Annotated in this window: 22 protein-coding genes and 1 other RNA gene; 8 read left to right on the forward strand and 15 right to left on the reverse strand. The window is 67.0% G+C overall.

The genetic code is table 11. The features are described 5' to 3' along the window. Nucleotides 1–32: 32 nt before the first annotated feature. Nucleotides 33–596 (reverse strand): YecA/YgfB family protein, encoded by a 564-nt coding sequence (locus WFQ67_RS01250; RefSeq protein WP_111261121.1) that lies wholly within the window; start codon nucleotides 594–596, stop codon nucleotides 33–35. A gap of 157 nt (nucleotides 597–753) precedes the next feature. On the opposite strand from WFQ67_RS01250, the gene WFQ67_RS01255 reads away from it, so the two are divergent. The 4 genes from WFQ67_RS01255 (at nucleotide 754) to WFQ67_RS01270 (ending at nucleotide 2,101) form a co-directional block, all read left to right on the forward strand. Further along, nucleotides 754–963, forward strand: coding sequence for a TIGR02449 family protein (locus WFQ67_RS01255; RefSeq protein WP_111261122.1), 210 nt, complete (start codon nucleotides 754–756; stop codon nucleotides 961–963). After that, entirely contained in the window at nucleotides 960–1,274 is a 315-nt protein-coding gene (locus tag WFQ67_RS01260) for a cell division protein ZapA (RefSeq protein ID WP_111261123.1), read from the forward strand. Before WFQ67_RS01255 ends, WFQ67_RS01260 begins: the two co-directional genes overlap by 4 nt. A 34-nt stretch (nucleotides 1,275–1,308) precedes the next feature. Continuing rightward, nucleotides 1,309–1,487, forward strand: a non-coding RNA gene (gene ssrS, locus WFQ67_RS01265) — 6S RNA. An 8-nt stretch (nucleotides 1,488–1,495) separates the two neighbouring features. Continuing rightward, complete coding sequence (locus tag WFQ67_RS01270; RefSeq protein ID WP_337055997.1) at nucleotides 1,496–2,101, forward strand: 5-formyltetrahydrofolate cyclo-ligase; 606 nt, start codon at nucleotides 1,496–1,498, stop codon at nucleotides 2,099–2,101. A 35-nt stretch (nucleotides 2,102–2,136) separates the two neighbouring features. Here WFQ67_RS01270 and WFQ67_RS01275 read toward each other — a convergent pair whose 3' ends face one another. Then, nucleotides 2,137–2,265 carry a hypothetical protein gene (locus WFQ67_RS01275; protein ID WP_021218212.1) on the reverse strand — a complete coding sequence of 43 codons (129 nt, stop codon included), beginning with the start codon at nucleotides 2,263–2,265 and terminating at the stop codon, nucleotides 2,137–2,139. 201 nt (nucleotides 2,266–2,466) lie between these two features. Here WFQ67_RS01275 and WFQ67_RS01280 point away from each other — a divergent pair, with 201 nt between their 5' ends. Next, nucleotides 2,467–2,916: an EVE domain-containing protein gene (locus WFQ67_RS01280; protein ID WP_337055998.1), complete on the forward strand. Its 450-nt coding sequence runs from the start codon at nucleotides 2,467–2,469 to the stop codon at nucleotides 2,914–2,916. Nucleotides 2,917–2,929: 13 nt separating this feature from the next. Here the strand turns inward: WFQ67_RS01280 and WFQ67_RS01285 are convergent, their stop codons facing one another. Beyond that, the gene (locus tag WFQ67_RS01285) at nucleotides 2,930–3,352 is read right to left on the reverse strand and encodes a flagellar basal body-associated FliL family protein (protein ID WP_173176660.1); all 423 of its coding nucleotides are present in this window, start codon (nucleotides 3,350–3,352) and stop codon (nucleotides 2,930–2,932) included. 190 nt (nucleotides 3,353–3,542) lie between these two features. On the opposite strand from WFQ67_RS01285, the gene WFQ67_RS01290 reads away from it, so the two are divergent. Next, nucleotides 3,543–4,520, forward strand: coding sequence for an NADPH:quinone oxidoreductase family protein (locus WFQ67_RS01290; RefSeq protein ID WP_213627723.1), 978 nt, complete (start codon nucleotides 3,543–3,545; stop codon nucleotides 4,518–4,520). Nucleotides 4,521–4,586: 66 nt separating this feature from the next. On the opposite strand, the gene WFQ67_RS01295 is transcribed toward WFQ67_RS01290, so the two are convergent. The 5 genes from WFQ67_RS01295 to WFQ67_RS01315 form a co-directional block, all read right to left on the reverse strand. Continuing rightward, entirely contained in the window at nucleotides 4,587–6,047 is a 1,461-nt protein-coding gene (locus WFQ67_RS01295) for an amidase (RefSeq protein WP_213627721.1), read from the reverse strand. 64 nt (nucleotides 6,048–6,111) lie between these two features. Next, the gene (locus tag WFQ67_RS01300) at nucleotides 6,112–7,146 is read right to left on the reverse strand and encodes an ABC transporter substrate-binding protein (RefSeq protein WP_337055999.1); all 1,035 of its coding nucleotides are present in this window, start codon (nucleotides 7,144–7,146) and stop codon (nucleotides 6,112–6,114) included. 17 nt (nucleotides 7,147–7,163) lie between these two features. After that, a complete protein-coding gene (locus WFQ67_RS01305; RefSeq protein ID WP_213627717.1) occupies nucleotides 7,164–7,964 on the reverse strand; it encodes an ABC transporter permease in 801 nt (266 codons plus the stop codon). Continuing rightward, nucleotides 7,964–8,890, reverse strand: a complete 927-nt coding sequence (locus WFQ67_RS01310) for an ABC transporter permease (RefSeq protein ID WP_337056000.1) — start codon at nucleotides 8,888–8,890, stop codon at nucleotides 7,964–7,966. The genes WFQ67_RS01305 and WFQ67_RS01310 overlap by 1 nt, the downstream gene beginning before the upstream one ends. A 14-nt stretch (nucleotides 8,891–8,904) precedes the next feature. Beyond that, nucleotides 8,905–10,023 (reverse strand): ABC transporter ATP-binding protein, encoded by a 1,119-nt coding sequence (locus tag WFQ67_RS01315; RefSeq protein WP_337056001.1) that lies wholly within the window; start codon nucleotides 10,021–10,023, stop codon nucleotides 8,905–8,907. A 213-nt stretch (nucleotides 10,024–10,236) separates the two neighbouring features. Here WFQ67_RS01315 and WFQ67_RS01320 point away from each other — a divergent pair, with 213 nt between their 5' ends. Continuing rightward, nucleotides 10,237–11,133, forward strand: coding sequence for a LysR substrate-binding domain-containing protein (locus WFQ67_RS01320; RefSeq protein WP_213627711.1), 897 nt, complete (start codon nucleotides 10,237–10,239; stop codon nucleotides 11,131–11,133). 241 nt (nucleotides 11,134–11,374) lie between these two features. On the opposite strand, the gene WFQ67_RS01325 is transcribed toward WFQ67_RS01320, so the two are convergent. From WFQ67_RS01325 to trxA, 5 genes are all read right to left on the reverse strand, one after another. Beyond that, on the reverse strand, nucleotides 11,375–14,566 hold the full coding sequence (locus tag WFQ67_RS01325; RefSeq protein ID WP_337056002.1) for a discoidin domain-containing protein: 3,192 nt from the start codon (nucleotides 14,564–14,566) through the stop codon (nucleotides 11,375–11,377). Between the two features lie 302 nt (nucleotides 14,567–14,868). Continuing rightward, nucleotides 14,869–15,837 carry a CDP-6-deoxy-delta-3,4-glucoseen reductase gene (locus WFQ67_RS01330; protein ID WP_213627709.1) on the reverse strand — a complete coding sequence of 323 codons (969 nt, stop codon included), beginning with the start codon at nucleotides 15,835–15,837 and terminating at the stop codon, nucleotides 14,869–14,871. Next, nucleotides 15,837–17,303, reverse strand: coding sequence for a 4-hydroxy-3-polyprenylbenzoate decarboxylase (gene ubiD, locus WFQ67_RS01335; protein ID WP_213627707.1), 1,467 nt, complete (start codon nucleotides 17,301–17,303; stop codon nucleotides 15,837–15,839). The genes WFQ67_RS01330 and ubiD overlap by 1 nt, the downstream gene beginning before the upstream one ends. 132 nt (nucleotides 17,304–17,435) lie before the next feature. Next, entirely contained in the window at nucleotides 17,436–18,695 is a 1,260-nt protein-coding gene (gene rho / locus WFQ67_RS01340) for a transcription termination factor Rho (RefSeq protein WP_173176681.1), read from the reverse strand. Nucleotides 18,696–18,955: 260 nt separating this feature from the next. Continuing rightward, complete coding sequence (gene trxA / locus WFQ67_RS01345) at nucleotides 18,956–19,282, reverse strand: thioredoxin TrxA (RefSeq protein WP_021218198.1); 327 nt, start codon at nucleotides 19,280–19,282, stop codon at nucleotides 18,956–18,958. Between the two features lie 362 nt (nucleotides 19,283–19,644). On the opposite strand from trxA, the gene ppx reads away from it, so the two are divergent. After that, complete coding sequence (gene ppx / locus WFQ67_RS01350; protein ID WP_111261137.1) at nucleotides 19,645–21,150, forward strand: exopolyphosphatase; 1,506 nt, start codon at nucleotides 19,645–19,647, stop codon at nucleotides 21,148–21,150. 73 nt (nucleotides 21,151–21,223) lie between these two features. Here the strand turns inward: ppx and ppk1 are convergent, their stop codons facing one another. Together ppk1 and hemB are read right to left on the reverse strand one after the other, a co-directional pair. Then, nucleotides 21,224–23,434, reverse strand: a complete 2,211-nt coding sequence (gene ppk1, locus WFQ67_RS01355; protein WP_337056003.1) for a polyphosphate kinase 1 — start codon at nucleotides 23,432–23,434, stop codon at nucleotides 21,224–21,226. A 19-nt stretch (nucleotides 23,435–23,453) separates the two neighbouring features. Next, nucleotides 23,454–24,467 (reverse strand): porphobilinogen synthase, encoded by a 1,014-nt coding sequence (gene hemB, locus WFQ67_RS01360; RefSeq protein ID WP_111261139.1) that lies wholly within the window; start codon nucleotides 24,465–24,467, stop codon nucleotides 23,454–23,456. Nucleotides 24,468–24,685 lie beyond the last annotated feature (218 nt).

Genomic DNA, 24,685 nt, shown 5'->3' on the forward strand with positions numbered 1-24,685 from the left:
ACAAGGGGCGCCCATGCGCCCGTGACGCGGGTTCAATGCAGAGAGGTTTTCGGCGCCGGAGCCACCGGCGCGGGCTTCCTGGCGCACTCGCTGAACAGCAGCAGGGGCGCCACGCGCAGGTACTCCATCACTTCCATATAGTCGGTCTCGCCGTCCTCGGAGTCTTCCAGGGCGCTCTGCACCTGGGCGATGGAGGCAAGATCCTGGAGCACTTCGACCGCCTCGCCGGACAGCGCGCCTTCGCGTGCGGTCAGGCCGAAGCCGCCGAGGAAGCCCTGGCACCACTGGCCGAGGGCGGCGGCGCGGTCGGCCAGCGGCGTTTCGTCGTCGGGCAGCAGCAGCACGACGGCCATCTCGCTGCCGGTGAGTTCGTCCTTGACCATCTCCTGCAGGCCGATCAGGGCCTGGCGCAGGTTGTCCTGCGGGGCGCTGCCGAGCAGCTCGGCGGCATCCTCCAGCCAGGGCTCGGCGTCGAAGCCCGCGCCGGCGCAGCTGCGCCCCAGCAGGAGGCCGTGAAGCTCGGCGGGAGAGACGGGCTGACCGCTGGTGGCGAGCAGGGTGGCGAAGGCGGAATACGGGGAATTGGAACTGGGCATGGGTGGCTAGGCGCCAGAGGGCGCAATCACTAGAATGACGGCCTCGTATCCTAGCATCGGCACGCGCGCCAAGACCATCGACCGCCGCCGACGGGTTTGACCCTGGATCGGGCCGATCCTATATAGTCCAACCATTCATCGCCCAAGTAGAGAGCCCATGGAAGACGCGGAACTGCAAGCCCTCACCGCCAAGCTGGAGCTCCTGATCCAGCGCGTTGAGCAGCTCAAGTCGCAAAACCGGCAACTGCAGGCGGCTGAAAAGGCCTGGAAAGAAGAACGCGCTCATCTGATCGAAAAGAACGAAATGGCCCGGCTGAAGGTCGAAGCGATGATTTCGCGCCTGAAAGCCCTGGAGCAGGATTCATGACCCAGCCGAACACCGTCACCGTCCACATCCTCGACAAGGAATACTGCATCGCCTGCCCCTCGGACGAGCGCGCCAACCTGGAAAGCGCCGCCCGCTACCTCGACGGCAAGATGCGCGAGATCCGCACCAGCGGCAAAGTCATAGGCGCCGACCGCGTCGCCGTGATGGCCGCCCTCAACATCACCCACGAACTGCTGCACAAGCAGGAGCGCCTGGACCAGGAAGCCACCTCGACCCGCGAGCGCGTGCGCGACCTGCTCGAGCGTGTCGACCATGCCCTGGCCGCTGATCCGGATGGTCACGAAGCCTGACGCCAGAGCCTTCTCTTGGGGTATACTCGCCGGCAGCTCCCTGGTGTGTTTGCCAGTCGGTGATGTCCCTGAGCCGATACGCACAACCACGGGGGTTGTAAGTGGGGCCGGTGTGCATGTCCGCCTGACGGAAAGCCTTAACGCCTCCTGCAACCTCCACCTTGAACTTTCGGGTTCAAGGGCTAAACCGACAGCGGCATAACCGGGGAGTCGTACCCTTCATGATCAGCGCCGGCACTCTCTCCCGCCCGGCCCTGCGGCGCCTGCTCAGGCAGACACGCCGCACGCTTTCCCCTCTCGAACAGAAACGCGCCGCCCGCGACCTCTACCGCCAGCTCGCCCACCATCCGCTGTTCCGCCGTGCCCGCCATGTGGCGCTGTACCTGCCGGAAGACGGCGAGATCGACCCGCGCCCCTTGCTGCGCGAGGCACAGAAGCGCGGCAAGGCCACCTACCTGCCCGTGCTCAAGGCCTGGCCACCGACGCGCATGGTGTTCCAGCGCCTGCGTCCGGGCGAGAAACTGGTGCGCAACCGTTTCCGCATACTCGAACCCCGCGCCAATGGGTCGCAGCAGCGCCCGGTGTGGACGCTGGACCTGGTCCTGCTGCCGCTGGTGGGATTCGACGAGGACGGCGGGCGCCTGGGGATGGGCGGCGGTTTCTACGACCGCAGCCTGGCCTATCGCGCACGGCGCAAAAATTGGCAGAAGCCGACGCTGCTGGGCCTGGCCCATGAATGCCAGAAGGTGGATCGGTTGCCCTTGGCGAGCTGGGACGTGCGCCTGCAGGCGACGGTGACGGACGGGGACTGGTATCGCGGGAACTGAGGCGGCACCGCATTCCTTGCGGCGCCGTCGGAGAATCAGGGCTGCTGGATGCTGACAGGCGCGCCTTGGCGCTGCTCCCACAGGCTCTGGGTGTAACCCGTGGTAACCACGCCCAGGCCGAAGAGTATGACCAGTACCCAGAGAAGATCGGGTTTGCGTTTCATCGATTGCCTCCCCCTTCAAGGCAAACGTTCCGCGATGACTTGCGGCGGTTGCTTTTAGTTATGGGCCGCGAGTGGTCTGCGGCTTAAAGTGCGGCATTCTCCGGCAACGCTGGGGAACACGCAATTTATGACGCCAGCCGACCGTCGGCCAGTTGATGATTTTTCGTCCGCGACAAGGACCGGACGTCAGGAGCAAAGTTCATGCCTTACTGGTTGATGAAATCAGAACCCGACGAACTGTCGATCCACTACCTGCAGCGGCTGGGCCGCGCGCGCTGGGACGGCGTGCGCAACTACCAGGCACGCAACTTCATGCGTGCCATGCAAGAGGGCGAACTGTTCTTCTTCTACCACTCCAGCTGCCCGGAACCGGGCATCGCCGGGATCGCCCGCATCGTCGGCGCCACTTACCCGGACCCGACGGCGCTGGACCCCGGCAGCCATTACTTCGATGCCAAGGCCAGCCACGAGAAGAACCCCTGGAGCGCGCTGGACGTCGAGTTCGTCGAGGCCTTCCCGACGGTCATCCCGCTGGCGACGCTGAGGGCCCAGGCCGCGCTGGAGGCGATGCCGCTGGTGCAGAAGGGGTCGCGCCTCTCGGTGATGCCGGTGCGCGACGAGGAATGGCAGGCGGTGCTCGCGCTGCGCTGAACGCGAGCCCGGGTCAGGGCTGGATGATCAGGTTGTTGAACAGCAGGTCGTCCACCAGCGGCTTGCCCTCTTCCTGCTGCAGCACCTGCTGGACCTGCTTGAGCGCCTCCTGGCGCAGTTTCTCTTTGCTATCGGGCGTGGCCAGGCTCTCGTCGGTCTGCTGGGCGAACAGCATCACCAGCTGATTGCGGATCAGCGGCTCGTGGTACTCCACCGACTTGGCGGCGTCCGCCCCGGCCACCTGCAGGGAGATATCGGCCTTGTAGTACTTGAGCTTGGGGCCCGCACCGTAGTTGCCCACCAGCGCCGGCGTCAGGCCGACATAGGCGACCTTCGGGGCAGCAGCCTCGCCCTCCTTGGGTTCTTCCTTCTCCTCGTTGGCCAGGGCGGCGAAGGGGATGAGCAGGGCCAGCAGCAGTGCGAGGGTGGTTTTCACGGGGATCATTCCTGAGGAGGCATGCCGCCTAGCATAGCCAGACCCGCGCGCCGGCCCAAGCCCGATGCTTATGCATGGCTATCAGGCCGGGCCATGCTCGTTGACCCACCGGGCCGGCTACCTACACTGCCAAGCCATCAGGCCAACCTGCCGCGCCCTTCGCGCCGGCATCCACGTTGAGGAAGCGTCCATGAAAGCCGTCCTGTGCAAAGCCTTCGGCCCAGCCGAAACCCTGGTGCTCGAAGAGGTTGCCAGCCCCGAGCCGAAGAAGAACGAAGTGCTGATCGACGTGCATGCCGCCGGCGTCAACTTCCCCGACACCTTGATCATCGAAGGCAAGTACCAGTTCAAGCCGCCGTTCCCCTTCTCCCCGGGTGGCGAAGCGGCCGGCACCGTCGCCGCCGTCGGCGAGAAGATCACCCACCTCAAGCCCGGTGACCGGGTCATGGCGCTGACCGGCTGGGGCAGCTTCGCCGAGCAGGTGGCCGTGCCCGGCTACAACGTGATGCCGATCCCCAAGGGCATCGACTTCAATTCCGCCGCCGCCTTCGGCATGACCTACGGCACCTCCATGCACGCCCTCAAGCAGCGCGCCAACCTGCAGCCGGGCGAGACCCTGCTGGTGCTGGGCGCCTCCGGTGGCGTCGGCCTGGCGGCGGTGGAGATCGGCAAGGCCATGGGCGCCAGGGTGATCGCCGCCGCCAGCAGCGCCGAGAAACTGGAAGTGGCCAAGGCCGCGGGCGCCGACCTGCTGATCAACTACAGCGAGTCCAGCCTCAAGGAGAAGGTCAAGGAGCTGACCGGCGGCCAGGGCGCGGACGTGATCTACGACCCGGTCGGCGGCGACCTGTTCGACGAGGCCATCCGCTCCATCGCCTGGAACGGCCGCCTGCTGGTGGTCGGCTTCGCCAGCGGCCGCATCCCCGAGCTGCCGGTGAACCTGACCCTGCTCAAGGGCGCCTCGGTGGTCGGCGTGTTCTGGGGCTCCTTCGCCCAGCGCCAGCCCCAGGACAACCTGGCCAACTTCCAGCAACTGTTCGCCTGGCATGCCGAAGGCAAGCTCAAGCCGCTGGTCTCCCAGGTGTTCCCGCTGGAGCAGTCCGCCGACGCCATCAATGCCCTCGGCCAGCGCAAGGCGGTGGGCAAGGTGGTCGTCAAGGTCCGCTAGGCAACCGGGCAGTACTGGGCCCGCCCCGCCACGAAACGGGAGCGGGCCCTTTTCTTTCCGGGCGTCTCAGCCCGCCGCCAGCAACGGCGACGGACGCCGGCGGAACCAGTCGCTGGCCTGTTCGTAGGCATGGGCCAGTTGCAGCACCGCCAGGTCCTTCTGGTGCGGGCCGATGATCTGCAGCCCCATCGGCAAGCCGTCCGTGTTGAACCCCGCCTGCACGTTGGCCACCGGGCAGCCCGACAGGGTCCCGGGGATCACCACCTCCATCCAGCGGTGATAGGTATCCATCGCCACGCCCTCGATCGCCTTAGGCCAGTGCTGCGCCTTGTCGAAGGGGAAGACCTGGGCGCTGGGCAGCAACAGGAAATCGAAACGCTCGAACAGCCGGCTCACCACGCGATACCAGTCGCTGCGGGCGGCCGAGGCGCGGTAGACCTGCTGGCCGCTCAGGCGCAGGCCGTTTTCCACCTCCCAGCAGGCTTCGGGCTTGAGCAATGCGCGTTTCGCCGGGTCCTCGTAGGCCGCCGCCAGGCCGCCGGCCACCAGCCAGTGACGCAGGGTCAGCCAGGTGTCCCAGAGCCGCTCGCGGGAAAAGCCCAGGCTCGTCTCCTCCACCACGCAGCCCAGCGCCTCGAAGTCCTTCAGAGCGGTGCGGCACAGTTCCAGCACGCCGCGCTGCATCGGCAACTGGCCGTCGAGATCGCCCAGCCAGCCCAGGCGAGCGCCCCTGAAGTCGCGCTGCAGCGAACCGGCGAAAACCTCGCCGCCAGCGGCGATGGACAGCGGTGCGCGCGCATCGCCACCGGCCTGCACCGAGAGCAGCAGGGCCACGTCGCGCACGGTGCGGCCCATCGGCCCCTCGTAGCCGAGCTGGTCGAAGAACAGGTCGGCGCTGTCGTCGAAGGGCACGCGACCCTGGGACGGGCGGAAGCCGATGACGTTATTGAACGCCGCCGGGTTGCGCAGCGAGCCCATCATGTCGCTGCCATCGGCCACCGGCACCAGGTGCAGCGCCAGCGCAGCGGCGGCGCCTCCGCTGCTGCCGCCGGCCGTGCGGGTGGGGTCGAAGGCGCAACCGGTAGCGCCGAACAGCGGGTTGTAGCTCTGCGAGCCGAGGCCGAATTCCGGCGTGTTGCTCTTGCCGATGAAGATCGCCCCGGCCGCGCGCAGGCGCTCGGCCATGATGCCGTCACGTGCCGGCACGTGGTCGCGGAACAAGGGCGAGCCGTAGGTGGTGGTGATGCCCCTGACCGCCGACAGGTCCTTCACCGCATGGGGCAGACCGTGCATCCAGCCCCGGTAGAGGCCCCGCGCCAGCTCGGCATCGCGTTCATCGGCCTGGGCCAGCAAGGCCTCGGCCGGTTGCAGGCTGACCAGCGCATTGACCGCCGGGTTGAAGCGTTCGATCTGGGCCAGGTAATCCAGCATCACCTCGCGGCAGGACACATCGCGTGCGCGGATGCGCTCGGCCAGCTCGGCGGCCGGCAGGCGCACCAGCTCGCTGATCGGGCTTGCATGACTCATGGGCAGTGATCTCGTTCCGTCTCGTTTTCGTTATGCGCCCCCACGACGGCGGGGGCGTCGTTCATCAACGCATCAGGCTGGTCCACAGGCGATCGGCCAGGCGGATGGCACCGGCACCGCAGGTCTGGCTGAACACCACCTTGGTGCCTTCGGGGATGTGCAGCTCCGGGGCGTCCTTGAGGCCGGGCTCGAGGAAGGGCTCGACGCCTTGCACCGGGCTCTGGTGCTTGAGGAAGTTCTGCGTCAGCGCGGCGTTCTCCGGCTGGCTGAGGAAGGCGATGAAGGCCTTGGCGTTATCCAGGTTGCGAGCGCCCTTGGGGATCACCAGGTTGTCCACCCAGGCCATCACGCCTTCCTTCGGGTACAGGTACTCGAGGCTCGGCTTCATCTCCCGCGCGCGCAGCGACGAGCCGCCCCAGAACATGGACATGTCCAGCTCGCCGGCCGCCAGGCTCTCGCGGATTGCACCGGCCTTTGAGCTGTAGGTGCGCACATGGGGCTTCTGTTCCTTGAGCAGCGCCAGCACCTGCTGCATCTGCTTGGGGTCCTCGCTGCACAGCGGGATGCCCAGGTAGAGGCTGGCGGTGTCGATCACCTCGCTGACCGAGTCGAACATGTTGATGCGCCCCTGCAGCTCCGCCGGCGGTTTGAACAGCAGTGCGTAGCTGTCCGCCTCGCCCTGGTAGCGCTCGCGGTTGACCACCACGCTGGTGGTGCCCCAGATGAAGGGCGCGGCATAGGCGCCCTGCGGGTCCCAGGCGGGCTTCTGCAGGTTGGCTGTGAAGCCCTGGTAGTAGGCCTCCTGGCCGGGTTCGAAGCGCTCCAGCAACTGCTCCTGGATCAGGATCGGCACGAACTGGTGCGAGGGAATGGCGACGTCGTAGCCGGCACCGCCCTGCTTGAGCTTGGCCAGCAGCGTCTCGTTGGAGTCGTAGGAGTCCACCGTGACCTTGATGCCGCTCTCCTTTTCGAACTTCTCCAGGATCTGCGGCGAGAAATAGCCGCTCCAACTGATGACGTTGAGCGTACCGGCGGCCTGCGCATCGGCAGCCAGGGCGAGGCCCAGCGAAGCACCCAGAACAGCGATCAGCTTTTTCATGCGTCAATTCTCCAGGGTCAGGTTCTTGTCCGGCCAAGCAGCCAGGACAGGGTCACGAAGAGCACGGAAACGCCGAGGATCAGCGTCGACACGGCGTTCACGTCGGGCGTCACGCCCATGCGCAGCAGGCCGAAGATGAAGATCGGCAGGGTGGTGGTGCCGGCCTGGGAGACCATCATCGAGATCACGAAGTTATCCAGCGAGACGATGAAGGCCAGCATCAGCCCGGAGAGGATCCCCGGCATCAGCAGCGGCAGGGTGACCTTGCGCAGGGTGCGCCAGGGCCCGGCGTAGAGGTCCGCGGCGGCCTGCTCCAGGGACAGGTCCATGTCGTTGAGCCGGGCGCGGATCGGCAGGTAGGCGAAGGGGATGCAGAACACCGTGTGGGCGATGATCAGGTTGCCGTAGCCCAGGGACAGGCCGAGGGTGGAGAACAGCGCCAGGGTGGCGACGCCGACCACGATCTCGGGCAGCACCAGCGGCAGCATGATCGCCCCCATCGACAGCCGCAGCCCCTTGAAGCGTGCGCCGCGCGAGGTGGCCAGGGCCGCCAGGGTGGCGATGACGGTGGCGATCAGGCTGGCGCACAGGGCGATCAGCAGGCTGTTGCCAGCGGCCTGGCGCAGCGCCTGGTTGGCGAAGGCGGCGCGGTACCAGTCGAGGCTGAAGCCGCTCCACACCGTGGCCGACTGGTTGGCGTTGAACGACAGCACCACCAGCACCAGGATCGGCGCATAGAGGTAGAGATAGAACAGCAGGCTGAAGCCGCCGAAACCGGGGAAGTGGTGCACGCCGAGGCGACGCTCGAACAGCTTCATCACACACCTCCCCGGGCGATGCGCACGCGCTCGGCACGCAGCGCGTAGAGGGTCAGCACCAGCATCACCGCGGCCATCAGCACCAGGGCCAGGGCGGAGCCGAAGGGCCAGTTACGGGCGTCACTGAACTGCCGGAAGATCAGGTTGCCGAGCATCATCCGCGTGCCGCCGCCGAGCAGCTCCGGTGCCACCATGGCGCCGAGGCAGGGCACGAAGGTGAGGATGGCGCCGGCGAGGATGCCCGGCCGCGCGATGGGCAGCACCAACTTGCGCAGCGTGCGCCAGCGGCCCGCATAAAGGTCCTGGGCCGCTTCCAGCAGGCGCATGTCCATCTTCTCCAGGGTCGCGTAGATCGGCAGCACCACGAAGGGCGCATAGGTGTACACCAGCCCCAGCAGCACCGCGCCGTCGGTGTACAGCAGTTGCAGCGGCCGGTCGAGCACGCCGAGCCCCATCAGCGCGCCATTGACCACGCCGGTCTCGCGCAGCAGCAGGATCCAGGCGTAGGTGCGGATCAGCAGGTTGGCCCAGAACGGCACCGTGATGAGGAAGATCAGCAGGCCGCGCTTGTGGGGCGGCTGCATGGCCAGCCACACCGCCACCGGGAAGCCGATCAGCAGCGTGACCAGGGTGGTCGCCGCGGCGATGCCGATGGAGCGCAGGGCGATCAGCAGGTAGGAGTCGACGAAGGCCAGGCTGTCGTCCAGTTGCCGCTCGAACAGCAGCGACAGGTAGGACTCGGTGCTGAACACCGGCTCGACCCCGCCATAGGGGTTGGCCTCCATCAGCGAGTAACCGACCACCAGCAGGATGGGGACGATCAGGAACAGGCCGATGGCGAGCAGTGCCGGGCTCACGCCGAGCAGGTTGCGCAGGGATTGCCGACGCTCGTGGAGGGCGGCGCCGGTGAGGGTGGATCGATGCATGGAGGCCTCCGGGCTCAGTCCAGCAGGACGCTGGCGCTGCCGTTCTCGAACTGCAGCGCGGCGCGCTCGCCGACACCGAAGCGCCGGTGGCGGACCTGGCTGTTGGGCATGCGCACGGTCAGGCGCGTGCCGTCGTCGAGGCTCACCTGGTACTGCAGGTCGGTGCCCAGGTAGACCTGCGCCTCCACCCGGCAGGGCAACGCGCCGGCGGTATCGTCGGCCCCCAGGTGCACGCGCTCGGGGCGGATCGACAGGCTGACCCGGCTGCCCGGCAGCACGCCTGCCACGGTCTCGGCCCGGAACGGTTGCCCGCCCGGCCCCTGGCACAGCGCCTGGTCGCCCTCGAGGCCCAGCACCTGGGCATCGAGGAAGTTGGTCTCGCCGATGAAGTCGGCGACGAAGCGATTGCGCGGGCGCTCGTAGATTTCCTGCGGGGTGCCGACCTGTTGCACCTGGCCCTCCGAGAACACCGCGATGCGGTCGGACAGGGTCAGGGCCTCTTCCTGGTCGTGGGTGACGAAGATGAAGGTGATGCCGGTCTTCGCCTGGATCACCTTAAGTTCCTCGCGCATCGCCTGGCGCAGCTTGAGGTCGAGGGCCGAGAGCGGCTCGTCCAGCAGCAGAACCCGGGGGTGCGGCGCCAGGGCGCGGGCCAGGGCGACGCGTTGCTGCTGGCCGCCGGACAGCTGCGTCGGGCGACGATCGGCGAAGCGCTCCATCTGCACCAGGGCGAGCATCTCGGCCACGCGCCCGGCGACCTGGGCACGGCTCATGGCCCGGCCCAGCGGCTGGGATTCCAGGCCGAAGGCGAGGTTCTGGGCGATGGTCATGTGCGGGAACAGCGCGTAGTGCTGGAACACCGTGTTGACCGGGCGCGCGTAGGGAGGCAGGTCGGCGATGTCCTCGCCATAGAGGTGGATGCTGCCGGCGCTGGGGTATTCGAAGCCGGCGATCATCCGCAGCAGGGTGGTCTTGCCGCAACCGGACGGGCCGAGCAGCGTGAAGAACTCGTTGTCACGGATTTCCAGGTCGACGTGCCTGAGGGCGACGGGCCCGGACTGGGGATCGCCGTAGACCTTGCGTACCGCGCGGATGGATACCGCCGCGGTCTGCACTGCATGCAGGGCGTTCATGGCCTTACCTCCGTGTCCGCGCCGCGAGGGTCCGCTGGCGGGACTTCTAGTTGTTCTGGGCAGGACTGAGTGCTCGTGGCGAGCGGGCGGAACGGGCGCGCCTGTTGTCGTTGCGGCGCTACCTGGCCCGGATACTCGGCCAAATACCCGCGACAGGAAACTTCAATTTCCTTACATTGGCTGTTAATAAAATTAACAGCCAGGAGCCCCGTGATGGCCGAACCACGCCTGCCGCCGCTCAACGCCCTGCGCGCCTTCGAGGCCGCTGCCCGCCTCGGCAGCTATGTCGCCGCATCGCGGGCGCTGCACGTCACCCAGCCGGCCATCGGCCGCCATGTGCGCCTGCTGGAGGACTGGCTCGGCGTGCAGTTGCTGGAACGCACGCCGCGCGGCGTGCTGCTCACCGAGGCCGGGCGGCGCTACCACGCCAAGGTGTCGCGGGCGCTGCGGCAGATCGCCGAGGCCGGCGCCGAGGTGGCGGCCAGCGACGCCCCGCGCTGGTTGCGCATCCTCGCCGTGCCGGCCTTCGCCAAGCGCTGGCTGATGCCGCGCATGGAGTCGCTGCGGCAGCTGCGCCCGGGCCTGAAGATCGCCATCGAGCCCAACCCCACCTTCACCGCCGTGGACGGCCAGGGCGCCGACCTCGGCATCGTCTACGGCATGCCCGGACAGTACCCGCAATGCCGGGCCACCCTGCTGCAACCCAATGTGTTCCCGGTGTGCTCGCCGCAGTACCTGGCCGCCCACGGCCCGATCGCAGGAGCCGACGAGCTGGCGCGGCACAAGCTGATCCATGTGGACGACGGTGAATGGTGGAACGCCTGGCTGGCGGCCGTCGGCTGCGCCGTACGGGTCAGTTCCGACGTGCTCTACGTGAGCAACGACCACGCGCTGAGCATGGCCGAGAAGGGCCACGGCATCGCCCTGGCCAATGAGGTGCTGGTGAGCCAGGAACTGGCCGCCGGCCTGCTGGTACGCCCCGTGTCGCTGCTGGCGCCGCTGGAGAGCTACCAGGCGCTGCTGCCGACCGAAGAGGTCAGTGCCGATATCCAGTGGTTCCTGGGGTGGCTCGCGGCCGAGTTGCGCGCGGAATTCCCCGAGCTGGCGTGATCCCCGGCCGGTTGACCGTAGGATGGGTAGAGGTACGAAACCCATCAGGCGGGCTTCCCGGCGAGCACCCTGCCCGTGCTTACCGCATGGGTTTCGCTTCGCTCTACCCATCCTACGGGCCGCCCGGCTTATGCCGGATTCGGTGCGCCCCGGGTCGGCGACATCGATGGATGCCACCGGCCTGGGGCCCGGATGGACCGGCCGCACAGCGCCTGGCTGCGCAACCGGTCACCGGCCCGCGTCAGTTGCAGGCGCCCACATCCCTCCAGACCTTGCCGCTGCCTTCGCCACCGATGGTGGCGGCAGTGGGTTCGTTGCCCTTGGTCCACCAGCGGGCGATGTAGAAGCGACCGTTGTGGCTGACCTTGTCATTGGCCCAGTAGGTTCCCTGGGGACTCCAGGCACCCTGGCAGCCGGTCGGGGTTTCCACCTTGTCCGCCAGCACCATCACGCTGTGGTCACGGCTGGCCACATGGGTGCCGTTGCTCAGGTTGAGGGTGAAGCGGTAACTGATGTCCTTGTCGCCCTTGGGCGCGACAAAGCTCAGTTTCGACCCCGAGGCCTGGAAGGAGACGCTGGGCGTCACGGTCCACTGGTAGCTCAGCGCCAGGCCGGCCGGATCGCTGGAGCCTGCGGCGTCCAGGGTCACCGTTTCACCGCCCTTGGCCTGGCTGGCGCCAGCGATGCTCGCCACCGGCGGCTTGACCGTTTCCGGCGTCTCGGCCAGCACCTTGACCTGATGCACCCGGGTGGCGCTGTGCTTGCCGTTGTTCACCGTCAGGCTGACGCTGTAGGTCACGTCCTGGGCGGCCCTCGGGGCGACGAACTTCATCAGGTCGCCAGCCGCTTCGAAGACGACGCTGGGGTTGACGCTCCAGCTGTAGCTGAGCTTCAGGCCCGCTGGGTCGCTGGACCCGCTGGCGTTGAGGTAGACCGTTTCGCCCGGCTTGGCCTGGCTCGCACCGCCGATCACCGCCACGGGCGGCTTGACCTCCACCACCGGCGGCTCGACCGGTTTCTCGCCGCCACTCTGGCAGGGGCCCAGGTCACGCCAGACCTTGCCGGAGCCGTCCGGGCCGGTGGTGCTGGCCAGGCCCGGCTCGGCGCCGGAGGTCCACCAGCGAGCCTGGTACTGACGACCTTTCCACTGCACCACATCGTTGCCGACGTAAGTGCCTCTGAGCGTCCATTCCGGCTTGCAGCTGGCGGTGGCGGCCTGGCCCTTGACCAGCACCTCGTGGGTCCGGCTGCTGCTCTGCTTGCCGTTGCTCAGGGTCAGGGTGAAACGGTAGCGGGTGTCTTCCTGCAGCTCGGGCGCGGTGAAGCTGATGCGCGCGCCGTCGTAGTCGAAGTCCAGGCGCGGCGAGGCTTCCCAGGCGAAGCTCAGGGCATTGCCCTGGGGATCGCTGGAGGCCGAGGCATCGAGGACGATCCTGTCCCCGGCGTTGGCTTCGGTCTTGCCGCTGATCACCGCTACCGGAGGTTCACCGGCATTCACGGGCTTGAGGGACGCAGCCTTGACCTCGTTGTCGGCGCTGAATTCGCCGTCGGCCAGCAGGGTCCAGCCGCCGTTGACGCTGCTGCTGCCGTAGACCTGGTAGCCCTTGATGTTGCCGCTCAGGCCGGCGTCCTGGCGGGGCAGGTAGTGCAGTTGCGAGAAGCGGCTATCGGCCCCCAGGTCGATCACCATTTCATGGGGATAGCGCGCGCCCGCCGCCGAGCTCCAGTAGGAGTTGGGATTGCCGTCGATCGCGTGGCTGCCGACCGCCGTGCCAGGCACGGCGCTGCTGGTGGACAGGATCGTCCAGCTCTCGCGGGGCAGGGCCTTGCCCTTGGCATCCACCAGCAGCAGTTCGGCGACGCTGGCGCTGTCCTGGCCGTCCACCGCCGAGGTGGCGACTAACTTCAGGTAGCGGCCCTGGGCGGTGTCCTGGGTGAGGCCGTAGGCGTGGGCTTCGAGCACCTGGTCCTGGGTGGCTAGGTTGTCGGTGTTGATCGCCAGGTACCAGCGCCCCGGCTGCGGGTCGTTCACCCCCAGGGAGACGTTGTGGTTGCGTACCGAGCGGTAGTCGTAGCTGGTGCCACTGGGCTGGGCGCCGCGCTTGAGCAGCAGCTGGACCTGACCGGCCTTCTCGGTGAGTTCGCCGTCCACCACGCTGAACACCAGGCGCCGGGTGCCTTCGGGGACATCCACCGGGAAGTAGCGCGTCTGGCCGCTGCTCAGGCTGACCTTCTGGTTGAGGATCGAGGTGCCTCGTTCCTCTTCGAGGGGCACCACGGACGGGCTGTAGGCCGACATCCGCGCCGCGTTTTCCCGCCAGACCCGGGCCATGTTGGCGGTGTCCGCGTGGCCCAGCGGCACGCCCCGGCTGTCCTTGACATCCGGGTTGGAGAAATAGCCCACATGGTTGCCGCACAGTATGGTGCCGAGCCGGCCGTTGTTGTAGCCGAAGCGGTAGCTGCTGCCGTCGGAACAGTGGTTTCCGCCGATATTGTGGGCCAGTTCATGACGGAACGCGGTGGACGACTTGATGGAGTTGATGGTGTAGCGGCCGTTGATGTAGCCCCAACCTACGGCCGTGTCCTGCCCGGGAGTGCCCACGACGAAGCTGGCGACCACGTCCGGGCTGTAGCGACGCATGCCTTCGGCGAAGACGTTGCGTACCTGACCCAGGCTAGGGCTTGTGATGGGCGTGTCCTGAGCCACCACCTGGGTACCTACCAGACGCAGGCGCACGCCCTGGACCTTGGACTGTTGCAGCGCGCGGTTGACCGAGGCCACCTGGACCAGGGCGTAGGCTTCGTGGTCGCCGATATAGTCGGCGGCGGCCTGGGAGAACCCGGCCAGCAGGTCGATCACGGTTTCGCCCTGGACGTTGCGGTTGACCTGGAAACTGCGCAGGCCGCTGCGCAATTCCTTGATCGCCGGCGTCTCGCTGCCGTCATCGGCGACGTAGTCGACGCTCGACGGCTCGAAGGCCGCCCCGGCGTCGAGGTGGATCATCGACTGCTGGCCGTTGGCGTCGCCGCGGATGATGGCGTTGGCGTCCGGCAACAGGGCGATGAAGCTGCCATCGGGCCGCGCGGCCAACGTCATTTCCCCAGGGGCGCTCAGGGTGCGGGCACGTCCCTCCAGTTGCCCGGTCATGACCCGCAGGTCCTTGAATGCATCGCCGAGCTGCGGGGCGAGACTGCGGACGCGCATCCCGGTTTCCCGCTCCAGTTGCTCGGTTCCGGCCTCGGCGACGCTGAACGGGGTCGCCCTGGCGCCCGGCAACTGGAGGTTGATGAAATGACCCTGGATGACGGACTCGATGCCGTGCTGGCTGTCATCGGCCAGCGCCATGCCGCCCGGCAGAAGCAGGGCCGCTCCCAGGCTGGCACTCCATCGTCGGGTGGCGCGGGAAAGGGCGTTCAATCGGAAGCTCGACATAACTGTTCCTCGGTAGTCACGGCGCGGCACGAGGCCAGGCGAACAGGACCGCTGGAGCGGCCGCGCGAGTGATGAGATAGGGGGTTTTGCCGGCAGCCGCGATCATAGGCAGGGCGCGTATGGCCGTACATGATCGGGCGGTGTTTTCGTACCTGTCCTAGGCCGGCCAGGCGCGGACGCCGGGGCTGGCATCGCGCCAGCCCTGGCGGCTCAGGGCCGCGACGGAGAGGTAAGGAGGCGCTGCGCGTCTCATCGCCCCGTCGTGGGTGACGGGGCTCGCGGCACGGTGGTTGGCGCGGGCCTCACGGCCGGGGGGCGTAGGCGAAGACGTCGGCACGCATCTGGTGGGCGTCCATCCCCGCCGCCACCAGGGCGTCGAGGGTGGCGTAGACCATGGCCGGCGAGCCGCTGGCGTAGACATGCAGCGGCTTGAGGTCGGGGAAGTCCTGGCGCACCGCTTCGTGCAGCAGCCCGCAACGGCCCTGCCAGCCACAGGCATCGCTGACCACCTGGTGCAGGGTCAGGTTGTCGAGGCCCTGCCATTGCGCCCAGTGCGGCAGTTCGTAGAAGTCCTCCGGCCGTCGCGCGCCCCAGTACAGGTGCACCGGGTGCCTGAATCCCGTGGCGCGGCAATGCTCGATCAGGCTGTGCATCTGCGCCATGCCGGTGCCGGCGGCGATCAATACCAGCGGGCCTTCGGGAAGCTCGGCGAGGTGGGTGTCGCCGAAAGGCATCTGCACCCGGGCGATGCCGGTGCGCTGCAACTGCGCCAGCAGGGCCTGGGCGCTGGGCTCGCGGGCGAGGATGTGCAGCTCGATATCGCGCCCTTCGCTGGGCGCGGAGGCCAGGGAGAAGGCCGAGGATTCGCCATCCTCGCGCGCGATCAGCAGGTATTGCCCGGCGTGGTAGCGCGGCGGCTTGCCGGCCGGGGCGCGCAGGCGCACGCGCCACACGTCGCCACCGGCATCGATGCAGGCGCTGACCTGGCAGTTGAGCATGCGCACCGGCAGCTCGCCGGGAGCGAGCACGCCGTCCCAATGCAGCACGCAGTCTTCCAGGGGTTCGGCCAGGCAGGTGAAGAGTTCGCCGTGGTCGAGCTCGACGCCGGCCTGGCGCACGCGGCCCTCGACCAGCAGGGCCGCGCAGATGTGGCAGTTGCCGTTGCGGCAGCTCTGCGGGCACTCGTAGCCGAGGCGCCGGGCCGCCGCGAGGATGTTCTCGCCGGCCTGGATCTCCAGGACCGCGCCGGAGGGTTGCAGCGTGACCCGCATCAGTCGATACCCAGGCTGGACCAGATGTCGTCGACGCGGCGGGTCACCGCCTCGTCCTTGACGATGGCCCGGCCCCATTCGCGGGTGGTCTCGCCCGGCCACTTGTGGGTGGCGTCCAGGCCCATCTTGGAGCCGAGGCCGGAGATGGGCGAGGCGAAGTCCAGGTAGTCGATGGGGGTGTTGTCGATCATCACGGTGTCGCGCTTGGGGTCCATGCGGGTGGTGATGGCCCAGATCACGTCGTTCCAGTCGCGGGCATCGATGTCGTCGTCGGTGACGATGACGAACTTGGTGTACATGAACTGGCGCAGGAAGGACCAGACGCCGAGCATCACGCGCTTGGCGTGGCCGGGGTACTGCTTCTTCATGGTCACCACCGCCATGCGGTAGGAGCAGCCTTCGGGCGGCAGGTAGAAGTCGGTGATCTCGGGGAACTGCTTCTGCAGGATCGGCACGAAGACTTCGTTCAGCGCCACGCCTAGGATGGCCGGCTCGTCCGGCGGGCGGCCGGTGTAGGTGCTGTGGTAGATGGGCTTGCGGCGCCGGGTGATGCGCTCGACGGTGAACACCGGGAAGGTGTCGACCTCGTTGTAGTAGCCGGTGTGGTCGCCGTAGGGGCCTTCCGGGGCCGTCTCGCCGGGATGGATCACGCCTTCCAGCACGATCTCGGCACTGGCCGGGACCTGCAGGTCGGAGCCGATGGCCTTGACCAGCTCGGTGCGGTGGCCACGCAGCAGGCCGGCGAAAGCGTACTCGGAGAGGGTGTCCGGCACCGGGGTCACCGCGCCGAGGATGGTCGCCGGGTCGGCACCGAGGGCGACGCAGACGGGGTAGGGCGTGTCCGGGTGCTTCTGGCACCACTCGCGGTAGTCCAGCGCGCCGCCACGGTGGCTGAGCCAGCGCATGATGACCTTGTTGCGGCCGATCACCTGCTGGCGGTAGATGCCGAGGTTCTGCCGCTCCTTGTTGGGGCCGCGGGTGATGGTCAGGCCCCAGGTGATCAGCGGCGCCACGTCGCCCGGCCAGCAGTGCTGGATCGGCAGCTTGCCGAGGTCGACGTCGTCGCCTTCCTCGATCACTTCATGGCAGGGGGCATCCTTGAGGACCTTGGGCGCCATGCTGATGACCTTCTTGAAGATCGGCAGCTTGGACCAGGCGTCCTTCAGCCCCTTGGGCGGCTCGGGCTCCTTGAGGAAGGCCAGCAGCTTGCCGATCTCGCGCAGCTCGGAGACATCATCCGCACCCATGCCGAGGGCCACGCGCCCGGGCGTGCCGAACAGGTTGCCGAGCACGGGGATGTCATGGCCGGTGGGGTTCTCGAAGAGCAGCGCCGGGCCTTGCTTGCGCAGGGTGCGGTCGCAGATTTCGGTCATTTCCAGGATCGGCGAGACCGGGGCGGTGACGCGCTTGAGCTCGCCACGCTGTTCCAGGCCGCTGATGAATTCGCGCAGATCGCGATACTGCATGCTTGAGCCTCGCATGGGGCGTGCAGGTCGGGGCGCAAAGTTTAGCGCCGAACTGGGTTATTCAGAAGGCCACGACGAATCGCAGAAACGCGAAGGCCGGGTTTCCCCGGCCTTCCTGGTACCAACCCGACCTTACTTGCGCTTCATGGACATGAAGAATTCGTCGTTGGTCTTGGTGTCCTTGAGCTTGTCGAGCAGGAACTCGATGGCGGCGATCTCGTCCATCGGGTGCAGCAGCTTGCGCAGGATCCACATGCGCTGCAGTTCGTCCTCGGCGGTCAGCAGCTCTTCGCGGCGGGTACCGGACTTGTTGATGTTGATGGCGGGGAACACGCGCTTCTCGGCGATGCGGCGGTCCAGCGGCAGCTCCATGTTGCCGGTGCCCTTGAACTCCTCGTAGATCACCTCGTCCATCTTCGAGCCGGTCTCGACCAGCGCGGTGGCGATGATGGTCAGCGAACCGCCTTCCTCGATGTTACGGGCGGCACCGAAGAAGCGCTTGGGCTTCTCCAGGGCATGGGCGTCGACACCACCGGTGAGCACCTTGCCGGAGCTGGGGATCACGGTGTTGTAGGCACGCGCCAGGCGGGTGATGGAGTCCAGCAGGATGACCACGTCCTTCTTGTGCTCGACCAGGCGCTTGGCCTTCTCGATCACCATCTCGGCGACCTGCACGTGGCGGGTCGGCGGTTCGTCGAAGGTGGAGGCAACCACTTCGCCGCGCACGGTGCGCTGCATCTCGGTCACTTCTTCCGGGCGCTCGTCGATCAGCAGGACGATCAGGTGGCACTCGGGGTTGTTGCGGGTGATGTTGGCCGCGATGTTCTGCAGCATGATGGTCTTGCCCGCTTTCGGCGGGGCGACGATCAGGCCGCGCTGGCCCTTGCCGATCGGCGCGCAGAGGTCGATCACGCGGCCGGTGAGGTCTTCGGTGGAACCGTTGCCGGCTTCCATCTTCAGGCGCTCGTTGGGGAACAGGGGCGTCAGGTTCTCGAACAGGATCTTGTTCTTGGCGTTTTCCGGGCGGTCGAAGTTGATCGAGTCAACCTTCAGCAGGGCGAAATAGCGCTCGCCTTCTTTCGGCGGGCGGATCTTGCCGATGATGGTGTCGCCGGTACGCAGGTTGAAGCGGCGGATCTGGCTGGGCGAGACGTAGATGTCGTCCGGGCCGGCCAGGTAGGAGGAGTCTGCGGAGCGCAGGAAGCCAAAACCGTCCTGGAGAATCTCCAGCACGCCGTCACCGGAGATTTCCTCGCCGCCTTTGGAATGCTTCTTCAGCAGGGCGAAGATCACGTCCTGCTTGCGCGAACGGGCCATGTTCTCGAGGCCCATCTGTTCGGCCATTTCCAGCAGTTCGGCAATCGGCTTTTGCTTGAGTTCGGTCAGATTCATAGGAATGACGTAAGTACGAAAATTGAGAAGGAAGGAAAGCGTTGAGCTTTAGAGGCCGCGCCGCGGAGAGGCGACAGGATCGCTGTGCTTATTCGATTTGGAATGCGTCGGCGGCGGCTTGCGAAGGGCAACGGAATGACGCTGCGGACCCGAATTTAACACCCGCATCCCGGGGCGTCTAGTACCGATTCAACAAAAAACCCCGCAGATTGCGGGGTTTCTCGCTACGGTCCGAAGGCTCGCCGGAGACCCGGCGGGACTCAGATGTTGGCGTCGAGGAAGGCCGCCAGCTGGGACTTGGACAGGGCGCCGACCTTGGTCGCCTCGACGTTGCCGTTCTTGAACAGCATCAGGGTCGGGATACCGCGTACGCCGTATTTCGGCGGGGTGTCCTGGTTCTCGTCGATGTTCAGCTTGCAGATCTTCAGCTTGCCCTGGTAGTCCTTGGCGATCTCGTCGAGGACGGGGGCGATCATCTTGCACGGGCCACACCACTCGGCCCAGTAATCGACCAGCACAGCGCCTTCGGCCTTGAGCACGTCCTGCTCGAAGCTGGCGTCGCTAACGTGGGAGATGAGTTCGCTCATGGATGTTCTCCGTGGATTCGGATGCGGAAATTGGCGGCCATCATAGCCCGGCTTTCCCCGGACCGAAAGCCGCTGGCGATTGAGCCTTCCTATGGAGGTGCGTTGGAAAACTGATGGATAACCGCCTGCGCGTCAATCCGCCGCGGCCATTTATCGCCCTGTGCCGGAGCCTTCGCGAACACCGCCACCGGGAGGCGGGGCGCCGCCTATAGTAAGGAGGCGGCCGTCATGAAGCGGAAACTTCTCCGTGGCATTCTGTGACGCCGCCTGCCATTCCCTTGCACGAGCGTTCCACGACTCGCGTTGGCGCAACGTGACGATCGTGGCAGGATGGCGCCGTTCAGAAACGAGACACCAAGACCATGCCCTCGACCCGTCGCGCCGAAACCCCTTCCCTGATCGCAGCTATCGACCTGGGCTCCAACAGCTTCCACATGGTGCTGGCCAAGGCCGATCACGGGGAGATCCGCATCCTCGAGCGCCTCGGCGACAAGGTGCAGCTCGCCGCCGGCCTGGATGACGAGCGCATGCTCAGCGAGGAAGCCATGCAGCGCGGCCTCGACTGCCTGCGCCGCTTCGCCCAGATGACCAACAGCCTGCCCGAGGGCGCGGTGCGCATCGTCGGCACCAACGCCCTGCGCGAGGCGCGCAACCGCGCCGAGTTCATCCGCCGCGCCGAGGCCATCCTCGGCCACCCGGTGGAAGTGATCTCCGGCCGCGAGGAAGCCCGCCTCATCTACCTGGGCGTCTCCCACAGCATCGCCGACACCCCCGGCAAGCGCCTGGTCGCCGATATCGGCGGCGGCAGCACCGAGTTCATCATCGGCCAGCGCTTCGAGTCGCAGCTGCGCGAGAGCCTGCAGATGGGCTGCGTGAGCTACACGCAGCGCTATTTCCGCGATGGCAAGATCACCCCCGCCCGCTACGCCCAGGCCTACACCGCCGCGCGCCTGGAGCTGATGGGCATCGAATACAGCCTGCGCCGCCTCGGCTGGCAACAGGCGGTGGGCGCCTCGGGCACCATCCGCGCCGTAGGCCTGGCGATCCAGGCGGCCGGCATGGGCAGTGGCGAGGTCAACCCGGAAGGCCTGGCCTGGCTCAAGCGCAAGCTGTTCAAGCTGGGCGAGGTGGAGAAGCTCGAACTCGACGGCATCAAGCCCGATCGCCGTGCCATCTTCCCGGCCGGGCTGGCGATCCTCGAGGCCATCTTCGATGCCCTCGAACTCAAGCACATGACCCATTCCGAAGGCGCCCTGCGCGAAGGCGTGCTCTACGACCTGCTGGGCCGCCACCACCACGAGGACGTGCGCGAACGCACCCTCAGCGCGCTGATGGAGCGCTGCCACGCCGACGCCGAGCAGGCGGCCCGCGTCGAGGCCAAGGCCCTGGAAGCCCTGGAGCAGGTGGCGGACGCCTGGGAGCTGGACGACGAGTGGCACCGCGACCTGCTGGTCTGGGGCGCCCGCGTCCACGAGATCGGCATGGACATCGCCCACTACCAGTACCACAAGCACGGCGCCTACCTGATCGAGCACTCGGACCTGCCGGGCTTCTCCCGCCAGGACCAGCAGATGCTCGCGCTGCTGGTCCGTGGCCATCGCCGCAACATCCCCAAGGACAAGTTCGCCGAGTTCGGCGACGAGGGCGTCAAGCTCATCCGCCTTTGCGTGCTGCTGCGCTTCGCCATCCTCTTCCACCACATCCGCACAAGCCAGGAGACCCCCCAGGTCCGCCTGAAGGTGGGCCCGCAGAGCCTGGACGTGCAGTTCCCCGAGAACTGGCTGGCGGCCAACCCGCTGACCCAGGCGGACTTCGAACAGGAAGCCACCTGGCTGAAGCGCATCGACTTCACCCTGCAGGTGAGCTGAAGCGAGACGCCGGAAGCGGACAGCGAAACGGGGCCAGAGGGCCCCGTTTTCGTTGGTGCGGCCCAGTGGCCGGTCAGCGCGCGCTGACCGGCGGGTTGAGCAGCTTGTCCAGCAGGATGGCCTGGGCGCTGCGCGGGTTCTGGTTGCCGCTGGGGCTGTTGCGCAAGTAGCGACCGTCGGGCTGCAGGGCCCAGCTGTGGGTGTTGTCGGCGAGGTAGGTCTCCAGCTCCTTCTTGACCCGGGTGATGAGCTTCTTGCCCTCCACCGGGAAGCAGGTCTCCACGCGCATGTCGAGGTTGCGCTCCATCCAGTCGGCACTGGAGAGGTAGAGCAGCTCGTCGCCACCATTGAGGAAGTAGTAGATGCGGCTGTGCTCGAGGAAGCGGCCGATGATCGAGCGCACCTGGATGTTGTGCGAGACGCCGGGGATACCCGGGCGCAGGCAGCACATGCCGCGCACCACCAGGTCGATCTTCACGCCGCTCTGGCTGGCCTTGTACAGCGCGCGGATGACCTTCGGGTCGGTCAGCGAGTTGACCTTGGCCATGATGTGCGCCGGCTTGCCTTCGGTGGCGTGCTGGGCCTCCTTGGCGATCATGTCCAGCAACGACTTCTTCAGGGTGAAGGGCGCGTGCAGCAGCTTCTTCATGCGCAGCGTCTTGCCCATGCCGATCAGCTGGTTGAACAGCTTGTGCAGGTCCTCGCAGAGCGCGTCGTCGGCGGTGAGCATGCTGTAGTCGGTGTACAGGCGCGCGTTGCCGGCGTGGTAGTTGCCGGTGCCCAGGTGGGCATAGCGGCGCAGCTCGCCATCCTCGCGGCGCAGGATGAGCATCATCTTGGCGTGGGTCTTGAAGCCGACCACGCCGTAGATCACCACGGCGCCGGCAGCCTGCAGGCGGCTGGCCAGCTGCAGGTTGGATTCCTCGTCGAAGCGCGCGCGCAGCTCGATCACCGCGGTGACCTCCTTGCCGTTGCGTGCCGCTTCCACCAGGGCGTCGACGATCTCGGAGTTGGCACCGGCGCGGTACAGCGTCTGCTTGATGGCCAGGACGTTGGGGTCCTTGGCCGCCTGGCGCAGGAAGTCCACCACCGGGGTAAAGGACTCGAAGGGGTGCAGCAGCAGGATGTCCTGCTTGCCCACCACGCTGAACAGGTTCTCGGCCTTCTGCAGCAGCTTGGGGATCACCGGGGTGAAGCTCGGGTGCTGCAGTTCGGGGTGGCTGTCCAGCCCTGTGATGCTGAACAGGCGGGTCAGGTTGACCGGGCCGTTGACCTGGTACAGCTCGCTCTCGGCCAGGCCGAACTGCTTGAGCAGGTAGTCGGACAGGTGTTTCGGGCAGGTGTCGGCCACCTCCAGGCGCACCGCATCGCCATAGCGGCGCGAGAACAGCTCGCCGCGCAGGGCGCGGGCCAGGTCCTCGACGTCCTCGGTGTCCACCGAAAGATCGGCGTTACGGGTCAGGCGGAACTGGTAGCAACCCTTCACCTTCATGCCGGGGAACAGGTCGTCGGCATGGGCGTGGATCATCGACGACAGGAACACGAAGTTGTCGCCGGGGCCGCTGATCTCCTCGGGGACGCGGATCACGCGCGGCAGCAGGCGCGGCGCCGGGATGATCGCCAGGCCCGAGTCACGGCCGAAGGCATCGACACCCTCCAGCTCGACGATGAAGTTGAGGCTCTTGTTCACCAGCAGCGGGAAGGGGTGCGTCGGGTCGAGGCCGATGGGGCTGATGATCGGCGCGATCTCGTCGCGGAAGTAGCGGCGCACCCAGGTCTTGAGCTTGGGCGTCCAGTAGCGCCGGCGGATGAAGCTGACCTGGTGCTTGGCCAGCTCCGGCAGCAGCACGTCGTTGAGGATGCTGTACTGGCGCGCCACCTGTTCGTGCACCAGCTCGCTGATACGGGCCAGCGCCTGGTGCGGCAGCAGGCCGTCGGCACCCGCCTGTTCGCGGGCGAAGGTGATCTGCTTCTTCAGGCCGGCGGCCCGGATCTCGAAGAACTCGTCGAGGTTGCTGGAGAAGATCAGCAGGAACTTCAGGCGCTCGAGCAGCGGGTAGGACTCGTCGAGCGCCTGCTCCAGGACACGGATGTTGAACTGCAGCTGCGACAGCTCCCGGTGGATGTACAGGCTGCTGTCATCCAGGCCCGGGATCACCGGAGCCGGCGCGGGGGCCGGCGGCGGAGTCTCCACGGGAGCCGGGGCGGGGGCCTCGGCGACCGGCTGCTCCGGCACGGGCTCTTGTTCGGGGTTCGACGCTTGGTTCAGTCCATCGGTGTTCATCTGGTTTCCTGCTGGGGAGTCAGGCTCCCGCCTTGAGCATTTCTGCGGCACGCACGGCGAAGTAGGTAAGGATGCCATCAGCGCCCGCACGTTTGAATGCGGTCAGCGATTCGAGTATGACCGCCTCGCTCAGCCAGCCGTTCTGGATGGCCGCCATGTGCATGGCGTACTCGCCGCTGACCTGGTAGGCGAAGGTCGGTACGCGGAAGGCATCCTTCACGCGCCAGACGATGTCCAGGTAAGGCATGCCCGGCTTGACCATGACCATGTCGGCGCCTTCGGCGAGGTCTGCCGCCACTTCGTGCAGGGCCTCGTCGCCGTTGGCCGGGTCCATCTGGTAGCTGGCCTTGTTGGCCTTGCCGAGGTTGGCGGCCGAGCCCACGGCATCACGGAAGGGCCCGTAGTAGGCACTGGCGTACTTGGCCGAGTAGGCCATGATCCGCACGTTGGGGAAGTCGGCCAGCTCCAGCGCTTCGCGGATCGCCTGGATGCGGCCATCCATCATGTCCGAGGGCGCGACCACCTGGGCGCCGGCCTCGGCGTGGGACAGCGCCTGCTTGACCAGGGCGTCCACGGTGATGTCGTTCTGCACGTAACCGTCGGCGTCGAGGATGCCGTCCTGGCCATGGGTGGTGAAGGGGTCCAGGGCCACGTCGCTGATCACGCCCAGTTCCGGGAAGCGCTCGCGCAGGGCACGGATGGCGCGCTGGGCGATGCCGTCCGGGTTCCACGCCTCGGCGCCGTCGAGCGACTTGCGCTCCAGCGGTGTCACCGGGAACAGCGCCAGCGCGGGGATGCCCAGAGCCACCCAGCCGGCCGCAGCTTCCAGCAGCAAGTCGATGGACAGGCGCTCGACGCCCGGCATCGAGGGCACCGCTTCACGGCGGTTCTCGCCGTCCAGCACGAACACCGGGAGGATCAGGTCGTCGACGGTCAGGGTGTTTTCACGCACCAGGCGGCGGGAGAAGTCATCACGGCGATTGCGGCGCAGGCGGGTAGCGGGGAACAGGCGATTGGCGGGGGTAAAGCTCACGACAGACTCCAGGGTCCAAAGGAGGACACAGTGCGACATTTATAAGCGGCAATTATGACCGAATGGTAACAATGCATGACAGCGACGCTCTGTCGCGTTCGACGAAATTTCCGAGGCCCCACGAGGGCTGGCCGTGAACCAGTCGACCCTCGACTGGCGGTTCGCCACCCTTTAGAGCTTTTCCCGCAGCGCCAACCCGGTTAGGCTTCGCGTTCATT

Origin of the sequence: Pseudomonas sp. USHLN015 (assembly GCF_037153275.1) — a bacterium.
Lineage (GTDB): Bacteria > Pseudomonadota > Gammaproteobacteria > Pseudomonadales > Pseudomonadaceae > Metapseudomonas > Metapseudomonas tohonis.

Bases quoted from the DNA above. Each gene is read 5' to 3' on its own strand.
- WFQ67_RS01250 (WP_111261121.1), bottom strand. From the start codon at position 596: ATGCCCAGTTCCAATTCCCCGTATTCCGCCTTCGCCACCCTGCTCGCC.
- WFQ67_RS01255 (WP_111261122.1), top strand. From the start codon at position 754: ATGGAAGACGCGGAACTGCAAGCCCTCACCGCCAAGCTGGAGCTCCTG.
- WFQ67_RS01260 (WP_111261123.1), top strand. From the start codon at position 960: ATGACCCAGCCGAACACCGTCACCGTCCACATCCTCGACAAGGAATAC.
- WFQ67_RS01270 (WP_337055997.1), top strand. From the start codon at position 1,496: ATGATCAGCGCCGGCACTCTCTCCCGCCCGGCCCTGCGGCGCCTGCTC.
- WFQ67_RS01275 (WP_021218212.1), bottom strand. From the start codon at position 2,265: ATGAAACGCAAACCCGATCTTCTCTGGGTACTGGTCATACTCTTCGGC.
- WFQ67_RS01280 (WP_337055998.1), top strand. From the start codon at position 2,467: ATGCCTTACTGGTTGATGAAATCAGAACCCGACGAACTGTCGATCCAC.
- WFQ67_RS01290 (WP_213627723.1), top strand. From the start codon at position 3,543: ATGAAAGCCGTCCTGTGCAAAGCCTTCGGCCCAGCCGAAACCCTGGTG.
- WFQ67_RS01295 (WP_213627721.1), bottom strand. From the start codon at position 6,047: ATGAGTCATGCAAGCCCGATCAGCGAGCTGGTGCGCCTGCCGGCCGCC.
- WFQ67_RS01300 (WP_337055999.1), bottom strand. From the start codon at position 7,146: ATGAAAAAGCTGATCGCTGTTCTGGGTGCTTCGCTGGGCCTCGCCCTG.
- WFQ67_RS01305 (WP_213627717.1), bottom strand. From the start codon at position 7,964: ATGAAGCTGTTCGAGCGTCGCCTCGGCGTGCACCACTTCCCCGGTTTC.
- WFQ67_RS01310 (WP_337056000.1), bottom strand. From the start codon at position 8,890: ATGCATCGATCCACCCTCACCGGCGCCGCCCTCCACGAGCGTCGGCAA.
- WFQ67_RS01315 (WP_337056001.1), bottom strand. From the start codon at position 10,023: ATGAACGCCCTGCATGCAGTGCAGACCGCGGCGGTATCCATCCGCGCG.
- WFQ67_RS01320 (WP_213627711.1), top strand. From the start codon at position 10,237: ATGGCCGAACCACGCCTGCCGCCGCTCAACGCCCTGCGCGCCTTCGAG.
- WFQ67_RS01325 (WP_337056002.1), bottom strand. From the start codon at position 14,566: ATGTCGAGCTTCCGATTGAACGCCCTTTCCCGCGCCACCCGACGATGG.
- WFQ67_RS01330 (WP_213627709.1), bottom strand. From the start codon at position 15,837: ATGCGGGTCACGCTGCAACCCTCCGGCGCGGTCCTGGAGATCCAGGCC.
- ubiD (WP_213627707.1), bottom strand. From the start codon at position 17,303: ATGCAGTATCGCGATCTGCGCGAATTCATCAGCGGCCTGGAACAGCGT.
- rho (WP_173176681.1), bottom strand. From the start codon at position 18,695: ATGAATCTGACCGAACTCAAGCAAAAGCCGATTGCCGAACTGCTGGAA.
- trxA (WP_021218198.1), bottom strand. From the start codon at position 19,282: ATGAGCGAACTCATCTCCCACGTTAGCGACGCCAGCTTCGAGCAGGAC.
- ppx (WP_111261137.1), top strand. From the start codon at position 19,645: ATGCCCTCGACCCGTCGCGCCGAAACCCCTTCCCTGATCGCAGCTATC.
- ppk1 (WP_337056003.1), bottom strand. From the start codon at position 23,434: ATGAACACCGATGGACTGAACCAAGCGTCGAACCCCGAACAAGAGCCC.